This window comes from Pseudomonas sp. NBRC 111140, assembly GCF_001320885.1.
In the GTDB taxonomy this organism is placed as follows: domain Bacteria; phylum Pseudomonadota; class Gammaproteobacteria; order Pseudomonadales; family Pseudomonadaceae; genus Aquipseudomonas; species Aquipseudomonas putida_P.
In genome coordinates, this window is the sequence record NZ_BCBQ01000189.1 from 1 (window position 1) to 1,669 (window position 1,669).

The 1,669-nt window shown below is 59.6% G+C and carries 1 protein-coding gene; it reads right to left on the bottom strand.

Annotated features, from left to right (window positions below; translation table 11 throughout):
* A partial coding sequence (locus APH42_RS30275; protein WP_374701067.1) for an immunoglobulin-like domain-containing protein occupies positions 1–1,669 on the bottom strand: 1,669 nt, incomplete at both ends.

Genomic DNA, 1,669 nt, shown 5'->3' on the forward strand with positions numbered 1-1,669 from the left:
TGGTGTCGGTCACTTTGACCGAAGCATCACCACCCAACTGCAGGTTCTCGAAGGTAGCGCCCGTGGCGTCCACCGCCGACTTGATGCCCAGGCTGATTTCGCCAGCGTCTTGGTAGACGTCGTCACCTTGTGCAGCGTGCTCGTACGGCGCACTGGTCTCCCCAGCCTTGATGGTGACCGTGGCATTGTTGCTCAGGGTCACGACCAGGTCGTGATCCAGCGGCTGATTGACGTGTACGGTGAAGGTCGGCTTCACGTTCTCGGCGACCGATACCTGGTCAGCCGTAATGGTGACCTTAACGATATCGCCTTCGTTGCCTGGCGTACCTGGCTCATCAGTGACCTGGGTGCTGACCGGAGTCTTGTCCAGGTTCAGGTTTTCGAACTTCCACGCATCTGCACCGCTGACCGCATCGATGGCGTTGACCACTGGCTGGTTAGCGCCGACATAGACGTTATCCGGCGCGATTGCAGTGGCGGAACCGGTGGTGCTGTTGGCTGCGACGACGACAGTCGTACCATCGGTCAGCTTGAAGTACAGCTCCGAGTGGTTGTTGATCGGCAGGCCGTCTTTGTTGGTCAGGGTGATGGTGTAAGTGATCTCGCCACCTTCGGTCACCGAAGGCGTGGCGGTCAGTTTGGCCACGACTTCGTCGAGGGTGTCGGTCACTTGAACCGAAGCATCACCGCCCAATTGCAGGTTTTCGAAGGTACGGCCGTCGATATCCACAGCCGACTTGATGCCGAGGCTGATTTCACCGCTGTCCAGGTAGACGTCATCGCCCTGTGCCGCGTGTTCGTAAGGCGCGCTGGTCTCGCCAGCCTTGATGGTGACCTGGGCATTGTTGCTCAGGGTCACGACCAGGTCGTGGTCCAGTGGCTGATTGATGTGCACGGTGAAGGTCGGTTTGACGTTTTCAGCCACCGAAGCTTGATCGGCCGTGATGGTGACCTTGACCAGATCACCTTCGTTGCTGCCGCCTGGGTTGCCTGGAGTACCAGGCTCGTCAGTGACGGTAGTGCTGACCGGGGTCTTGTCCAGGGTCAGCTGTTCGAACTTGCCGACGTCGGCGCCGACAACGGTCGCGATCGACTGCACCACTGGGGGGTTGCTGCCGACGTAGACGTTGTCCGGGGCAGTCACGGTGATCGAACCGGTGGTGCTGTTGGCCGGCACGGTGATGACGGTCTTGCCGTCGCTCAACGTGAACGTCAGGGCGCCGTGGTTGTTGATCGGCAAGCCGTCTTTGTTGGTCAGCGTGATGGTGTAAGTGATCTCGCCGCCCTCGGTCACCGAAGGCGTGGCGGTCAGCTTGGCCACAACCTCACTGATGGTGTCCGAAATTTCAACAGTGGCCGGGCCACCCAAGGCCAGCTTCTCGAAGGTGGCACCCGGAACTGTAGCGTCGGTAACGCTGAGGGTGATGGAGCCGGCGTCGTGATAGACGTCATCGCCCTGAGCCGGAGTCTTGTACTCGACTTCGGTCTTGCCAGCTTCGATCGTCACTGTGTCGCCGTTCGACAGGGTTACGGTCAACGGACGGTCCAGCGCCTGGCTTACTTTCACCGTAAAGGAAGGTTGCTGGTCTTCGGTCACATTGCCATTGCTGACGATGCTTACGGTAACAGTGTCGATGCTGTCATTGATGACAGTCGAGGCTGGGGTCGG